Annotated in this window: 7 protein-coding genes; 5 read left to right on the plus strand and 2 right to left on the minus strand. The window is 75.6% G+C overall.

What is annotated here, in order from left to right; all coding sequences use genetic code 11:
• Nucleotides 1–739: 739 nt before the first annotated feature.
• Complete coding sequence (locus WDV06_RS35625; RefSeq protein ID WP_395513962.1) at nt 740–1,648, minus strand: SDR family oxidoreductase; 909 nt, start codon at nt 1,646–1,648, stop codon at nt 740–742.
• Between the two features lies 1 nt (nt 1,649).
• The gene (locus WDV06_RS35630; RefSeq protein WP_395513963.1) at nt 1,650–2,501 is read right to left on the minus strand and encodes an SDR family oxidoreductase; all 852 of its coding nucleotides are present in this window, start codon (nt 2,499–2,501) and stop codon (nt 1,650–1,652) included.
• A 56-nt stretch (nt 2,502–2,557) separates the two neighbouring features.
• Here WDV06_RS35630 and WDV06_RS35635 point away from each other — a divergent pair, with 56 nt between their 5' ends.
• The 5 genes from WDV06_RS35635 to WDV06_RS35655 are packed head-to-tail and all read left to right on the plus strand — an operon-like array spanning nt 2,558 to nt 6,949.
• On the plus strand, nt 2,558–3,313 hold the full coding sequence (locus WDV06_RS35635; protein ID WP_395513964.1) for an enoyl-CoA hydratase family protein: 756 nt from the start codon (nt 2,558–2,560) through the stop codon (nt 3,311–3,313).
• A complete protein-coding gene (locus WDV06_RS35640; protein ID WP_395513965.1) occupies nt 3,310–4,161 on the plus strand; it encodes a CoA transferase subunit A in 852 nt (283 codons plus the stop codon). The genes WDV06_RS35635 and WDV06_RS35640 overlap by 4 nt, the downstream gene beginning before the upstream one ends.
• A complete protein-coding gene (locus tag WDV06_RS35645; protein ID WP_395513966.1) occupies nt 4,158–4,886 on the plus strand; it encodes a CoA-transferase subunit beta in 729 nt (242 codons plus the stop codon). The genes WDV06_RS35640 and WDV06_RS35645 overlap by 4 nt, the downstream gene beginning before the upstream one ends.
• Nucleotides 4,887–4,902: 16 nt before the next feature.
• The gene (locus WDV06_RS35650) at nt 4,903–5,985 is read left to right on the plus strand and encodes an NAD(P)H-dependent flavin oxidoreductase (protein ID WP_395513967.1); all 1,083 of its coding nucleotides are present in this window, start codon (nt 4,903–4,905) and stop codon (nt 5,983–5,985) included.
• Between the two features lie 28 nt (nt 5,986–6,013).
• Entirely contained in the window at nt 6,014–6,949 is a 936-nt protein-coding gene (locus tag WDV06_RS35655; RefSeq protein WP_395513968.1) for a tyrosine-protein phosphatase, read from the plus strand.
• The last annotated feature ends 133 nt before the right edge of the window (nt 6,950–7,082 follow it).

The following is a 7,082-nucleotide window of genomic DNA, read 5'->3' on the forward strand; positions in this document are numbered from 1 at the left end:
CCCCCCCCCCCCCCCCCCCCCCCCCCCCCCCCCCCCCCCCCCCCCCCCCCCCCCCCCCCCCCCCCCCCCCCCGCCCCGGATGTCCGGAACCACCCCGGGCCGTCGCCACCCCCGCGGGGACGGCGCCCCGGCCCCCGCTCCTGGGGGGGGCTCCGCCCCCAGACCCCCGCGCCTCAAACGCCGGCGGGGCTGAATCACGGCCCCTCGCCCCCCACGGGCATGGCCACACCCGCCCCGGACGACACCGCACCGTGCCACCCCAGGCCGGGGCAACGCCGGGCCGGGGTGGACGCGTAGGGGCGTGTCCGGGCCCGGGCCGGGGGCCTGCCGGCGGTAGGGGCGGAGTGCCCGGGGGCTTGCAGCTCCGGCGGCGGGGGCAGGGGCGGAGCCCCTGGGAACGGGGGAAGGGCGGGCAGGGGCCCCGGCCCCGCGCAGAGGGACCGCACCCGCACAGCGGGGGGGGACCCGCACAGCGGGGGGGCCGCACCCGCGCAGGGGGGGCCGTACCAGCGGGGGGCCGCACAGCGGGGGCCGGACCCGCACAGCCGGGGGCCGGACCCGCACAGCCAGGGGGACCCGCACCCGCACAGCGGGGAGCCGGACCCGCACAGCCAGGGGGACCCGCACCCGCACAGCGGGGGGACCCGCACCCGCACAGCGGGGGGACCCGCACCCGCACAGCGGGGGACCTGGACCCGCACAGCGGGGACCTGGGCCCGCACAGCCGGGGCCGGGCCCGCTAGCGGGTGCCGTACACCGGTAGGGGCGGCTCCGAGAGCGGCAGCAGCCCGGCGGCGGCCTCGCCCGCCTCCGCCGGACTCCAGCGGGACCCGCGGTCGACGCTGGGACCCGGCCGCCAGCCCTCCATGACCGTGATCCGCCCACCCTCCGCTTCGAAGACCCGCCCCGTGACCCCGGCGGACGCCGCCGACCCCAGCCACACCACCAGCGGTGACACGTTCTCCGGAGCCATCGCGTCGAAGCCCCCCGCCTCCGGGGCGGCCATGGTCTCGGCGAAGGTCTGCTCCGTCATCCGCGTCCGCGCCGCCGGTGCGACCGCGTTGACCTGGACCCCGTAGCGGCCCATCTCGGCCGCCGCCACCAGCGTCAGCCCCAGGATCCCCGCCTTGGCCGCGCTGTAGTTGCCCTGGCCGACGGAGCCCAGCAGCCCCGCCCCCGACGAGGTGTTGACGACCCGGGCCGCGACCGGCCGGCCGGCCTTCGCCTCGGCGCGCCACCACGAGGCCGCCGCCCGCAGCGGCAGGAAGTGCCCCTTGAGGTGGACCCGCATCACCGCGTCCCAGTCGTCCTCCCCGAGGTTGACCAGCATCCGGTCCCGCAGGAACCCGGCATTGTTGACCAGGGTGTCCAGCCGCCCGAAGGCGTCCAGCGCGCAGGCGACCAGCGAGTCCGCGCCCCCGCCGGTCGCGATGTCCCCGCCGTGCGCCACCGCCTCCCCGCCCAGCGCCCGGATCTCCTCCACCACTCGCGCGGCGGGACTCCCGGGTCCGGGGAGCCCGTCGAGGCCGACCCCGAGGTCGTTGACGACGACCCGCGCCCCCTCGGCCGCGAAGGCCAGCGCGTGGGCCCGGCCCAGGCCCCGGCCGGCGCCCGTCACGATGACCACTCGTCCGTCCGCGATGCCCATGTCAGCTCTCCTCATCCCGTTCCGATCCGCATCCGCCATCCCGCCCGCCATCCCGCCCGCCCGCCGGTCCACCGCCACCGCCGTCGGCGGGCGGCGGCCGGTTGGCCGTGGACGCCGACAGGAACGCCGGGCGTTCGCCGCCGCCGTGGACCAGCAGGCTGGCCCCGCTCACATAGGCCGCCCGGTCCGAGGCCAGGAAGACCGCCGCCTCCCCCACGTCCGCCGGCTCGGCCAGCCGCCCCAGCGGGACGGTGGCGGCGACGGCCGCGACCCCCGCCGCGTCCCCGTAGTGCAGGTGGGCCAGCTCCGTGCGGACCATGCCGAGGACCAGCGAGTTGACCCGCACCTCGGGGGCCCACTCCACGGCCATCGAGCGGGCCAGGTTCTCCAGCCCCGCCTTCGCCGCCCCGTACGCGGCGGTGCCCGGCGAGGGGCGGGTCCCGCTGACGCTGCCGATCATCACCACCGAGCCCCGGCTCTCCCGCAGCCACGGGTAGGCGGCGAGCGAAGCCGCCATCGGCGCCACCAGGTTGAGGGCGAGGACCCGCGCGTGCCGCTGCGCGCCGCCCTCCCCCAGCAGCCGGTACGGGGTCCCGCCGGCGTTGTTGACCAGGCAGTCGAGCCGCCCGTACCGCCCCGCGACCGTGTCGAGGAACTCCCCGGCGGCCGCCGGATCGCGCAGGTCCACGGCGGTGAAGTCCGCTTCCCGGCCGCCCTCCGCCACCGGCGCGTCCGGCGGGCGCCGCGCGCAGACCGCGACCTGTGCCCCCGCCGCGAGGAACGAGCGGGCGATCCCGGCGCCGACGCCCCGGGTTCCGCCGGTGACGACCACGACCCTCCCCTTGAGCTCCATCGGCTGCTACCTTCCTCACCTAACAAATGTTTGGTGGAAAGGTAGCTGATCCGCTCATGGGTGTCTCCACCTCCGGCCCGGACAAGGGCATCGCACTCGTCACAGTGGACTTCCCGCCCGTCAACGCCCTTCCCGTGCACGGCTGGTACGAGCTCGCCGACGCGCTGCGCGCCGCCGGCCGCGACCCCGAGGTCCGCTGCGTGGTCCTGGCCGCCGGGGGGCGGGGCTTCAACGCCGGGGTCGACATCAAGGAGATGCAGCGCGACAGCGGCCACGCCGCCCTCATCGGGGCGAACCGCGGCTGCTACGAGGCCTTCGCCGCCGTGTACGAGTGCGAGGTGCCGGTGGTCGCCGCCGTCCACGGCTTCTGCCTGGGCGGCGGTATCGGCCTGGCCGGCAACGCGGACGCGATCGTGGCCTCCGAGGACGCCGTCTTCGGGCTGCCCGAACTGGACCGCGGGGCCCTCGGCGCCGCCACCCACCTGGCCCGGCTCGTCCCCCAGCACCTGATGCGGGCCCTCTACTACACCTCCCGCACCGCCACCGCCGCCGAACTGCACGCCCACGGCTCGGTGTGGAAGGTGGTCCCCCGCACCGAGCTGTCCGCCGCCGCCCTGGAACTGGCGGCCGAGATCGCCAAGAAGGACGGCGCCCTGATCCGGCTGGCCAAGGCCGCCATCAACGGCATCGACCCCGTCGACGTGCGCCGCAGCTACCGCTTCGAACAGGGCTTCACCTTCGAGGCCAACCTCAGCGGGGTCGCCGACCGGGTGCGCGACACCTTCGGGAAGGCACAGGGAGGCACCGCATGACGGACAAGACCATGACCCCCGACGAGGTGGCCGGCCGGCTGCGCAGCGGGATGACCCTCGGGATCGGCGGCTGGGGCTCGCGCCGCAAGCCGATGGCCCTGGTACGAGCCCTGCTCCGCTCCGAGGTCACCGATCTCACCGTGATCTCCTACGGCGGCCCCGACGTCGGCCTGCTCGCCGCCGCCGGACGGATCCGCCGCCTGATCGCCCCCTTCGCCACTCTGGACTCCATCCCCCTGGAACCGCACTTCCGCGCCGCCCGCGAGACCGGTTCCCTGGCCCTCACCGAGTACGACGAGGCCATGTTCATGTGGGGCCTGCACGCCGCCGCGAACCGCCTGCCGTTCCTGCCGGTCCGCGCCGGCCTGGGCTCCGACGTCATGCGGGTCAACCCCGAGCTGCGCACCGTGACCTCCCCCTACGCCGACGGCGAGGAGTTCGTCGCCGTCCCCGCCCTGCGCATGGACGCGGCCCTGGTCCACCTCAACCGCGCCGACCGCCTCGGCAACGGCCAGTACCTGGGCCCCGACCCCTACTTCGACGACCTCTTCTGCGAGGCCGCCGACGCCGCGTACGTCTCCTGCGAGCACCTGGTGGAGAGCGCCGAGCTCACCAAGTCCGGCCCCCCGCAGTCCCTCCTGGTCAGCCGGCACGCGGTCACCGGGGTCGTGGAGACCCCGAACGGCGCGCACTTCACCTCCTGCGCGCCCGACTACGACCGCGACGAGGCCTTCCAGAAGCTGTACGCGACCACCCCCTGGCCCGAGTTCGCGGCCCGCTTCCTGTCCGGGGCGGGCGAGCACGACTACCAGAGCGCCGTCCGGACCTGGCAGGAGGAACAGCGATGACCACGCGCGCCGAGTACTGCGTGATCGCCTGCGCCGAGGCCTGGCGCGGCGACGGGGAAGTCCTCGCCAGCCCGATGGGCCCGATCCCCTCCTTCGGGGCCCGGCTGGCCAAGCGGACCTTCTCCCCCGACCTGCTCCTGACCGACGGCGAGGCCATGCTGGTCGGCCTCGACGGGACGGTGGAGGGCTGGCTCCCGTACCGCCGCCACCTGACGATGGTCACCGGCGGCCGGCGGCACGTGATGATGGGCGCGAGCCAGATCGACCGGTACGGCAACCAGAACATCTCCTGCATCGGCGACTGGGAGCGGCCCTCCCGCCAGCTGCTGGGCGTGCGCGGCGCGCCCGTCAACACCCTCAACAACCCGGTGAGCTACTGGGTGCCCCGGCACTCCCCGCGCGTGTTCGTCGAGCGCGTCGACATGGTCTGCGGGGTGGGGTACGACCGGGCGGGCGCGGCCGGCCCGTCCGCGTCCCGATTCCACCGGCTGCCGCGCGTGGTCAGCGACCTCGGGGTCTTCGACTTCGCCGGGCCCGGCCGCTCGATGCGGCTGGCCTCCCTGCACCCGGGGGTCACGGTCGAGCAGGTCCGCGCGGCGACCGGGTTCGAGCTGGCGGTCGGCGACGAGGTCCCGTACACCCGTGAACCCAGCGCCGAGGAGCTGCGGCTGATCCGCGAGGTGATCGACCCCGAGGGCCTGCGCGACCGGGAAGTGCGGGCCTGACATGGCGGAGCGGACGTTGGACACGGCGTTCACGAAACTGGTCGGGGTCCGCTACCCGATCGTGCAGACGGGCATGGGCTGGGTGGCCGGCCCGCGCCTGGTGTCGGCGGCCGCGGAGGCGGGGGCGCTGGGCGTCCTGGCCTCGGCGACGATGACGACGGAGCAGCTGCGCGCGGCGGTCCAGGAGGTGCGCTCGCGTACGGACGCGCCGTTCGGGGTCAACCTGCGGGCCGACGCCGGGGACGCGGCCGAGCGGGTCCGGCTGATCATCGACGAGGGCGTGCGGGTGGCCTCGTTCGCGCTGGCCCCCTCGCGGGAGCTGATCGCCCGGCTCAAGGACGCCGGGGTGGTGGTGATCCCCTCGGTGGGGGCGCGCCGGCACGCCGAGAAGGTCGCGGCCTGGGGCGCCGACGCGGTGATCGTGCAGGGCGGGGAGGGCGGCGGGCACACCGGGGAGGTGGCCACGACGGTGCTGCTGCCGCAGGTGGTCGACGCCGTGGACGTCCCGGTGGTGGCGGCGGGCGGTTTCCGCGACGGGCGCGGCCTGGTGGCGGCGCTGGCGTACGGGGCCGCGGGCATCGCCATGGGGACGCGGTTCCTGCTGACCTCCGACTCCACCGTCCCGGACGCCGTGAAGGCCGAGTACCTGAAGGCGACCGTCAAGGACGTCACCGTCACCACCGCGGTGGACGGGCTGCCGCACCGGATGCTGCGCACCGAGCTGGTGGCCTCCCTGGAGCGGGCGGGCCGTACGAGGGCGCTGGCCCGGGCGGTGCGGCACGCGGCGGGCTTCCGGCGGCTGTCGGGGCTGTCGTGGTCCCGGATGGTGCGCGACGGCCTGGCGATGAAGCACGGCAAGGACCTGTCCTGGAGCCAGGTCCTGCTCGCCGCGAACACCCCGATGCTCCTGAAGGCGTCCATGGTCGAGGGCCGTACGGACCTCGGTGTCATGGCATCGGGCCAGGTCGCGGGGGTGATCGAGGACCTTCCGTCGTGTGCGGAGCTCGTCGACCGCGTCATGGCCGAAGCGCACGCCGTGCTGGACCGGCTGCACGGACCCGGTCCGCACCCGCTCGGCACCCTGCCACCACCAGGGTGATCCCTTCTCCGTCCCAGGAGTCGCCCGTATGAGACGTGCCCGCATCCGCCTGGCGAGTACGGCGGCCGCCGCCGCGCTCGCCGTCGGGACCCTGCCCGCCGCCGCCTACGCGGCGGCGGCTCCGGCAACCGCGGCCCGTACCCCGCACCACCAGCTCCGCTCGCCGTCCCCGGCGCTCCGGCAGATCCCCCTCCAGGGGGCCGTGAACCTCCGGGACGTCGGCGGCTACTCCACGTACACCGGCGGCCGGGTCCGCCAGGGGCTGGTCTACCGCTCCGACGCACTGGGCAAACTGACCGCGGCGGACATCACCACCGTCGCCGGTCTCGGCCTCACCAAGGCCGTCGACTTCCGCATCCCGATGGAAGTCCAGTACGACGGCGCCGACAGGCTGCCGACGGGGCTCTCCCCCACCTCCCGCCCGGTCAGCGACCTGGGCCTGTACGCCACCCTCGTCGGTGCGATATCCAGCGGCGACCCCGTCAAGCAGGAGCAGATGCTCGGCGGCGGGCGGGCCGAGGCCTACATGCGGGACGTCTACCGCACGTTCGTGACGAGCCCCGAGAACCGGGCGCAGTTCGCGGCGACGCTGCGGGAGATCGCGGACGGCGGCCAGGGTCCGCTGCTGTACCACTGCACGTCGGGCAAGGACCGCACGGGATGGATGAGTTACGTCCTGCTGCGCGCCCTGGCCGTGCCCCAGGCGACGGCCGAGAGCGACTACCTGGCGTCGAACACCTTCCGGGCGGCGTACGACGCCCAGGTCCGCGCGGCTCTCAAGGCGTCGGGCCGGATGCAGAACCCGGACCTGCTGATCCCGCTCCAGGAGGTCCGCCAGGACTACCTGGACGCCGCGACGGCGCGGATGGAGGCCGACTACGGAAGCTTCTACGGCTATCTGACGGACGGTCTGGGGCTGGACCTGCGGACGCTGGCGAGGCTCCAGGACAAGCTGGTGCGGTAGGCGCCGGCCGCTGGACGCGCGACGGCGCCGGGCGGTGCTGCGCCCGGCGCCGTCGGCGTCGTGTCAGGGGTGGGGCTCAGACCGCCCGGCGGCGGCCCTGCCCGGCCGTGCCGACCCGGCTGCGCGCCGAGGC

The sequence above is a fragment of the Streptomyces racemochromogenes genome (assembly GCF_044129415.1).
GTDB lineage: Bacteria > Actinomycetota > Actinomycetes > Streptomycetales > Streptomycetaceae > Streptomyces > Streptomyces racemochromogenes_A.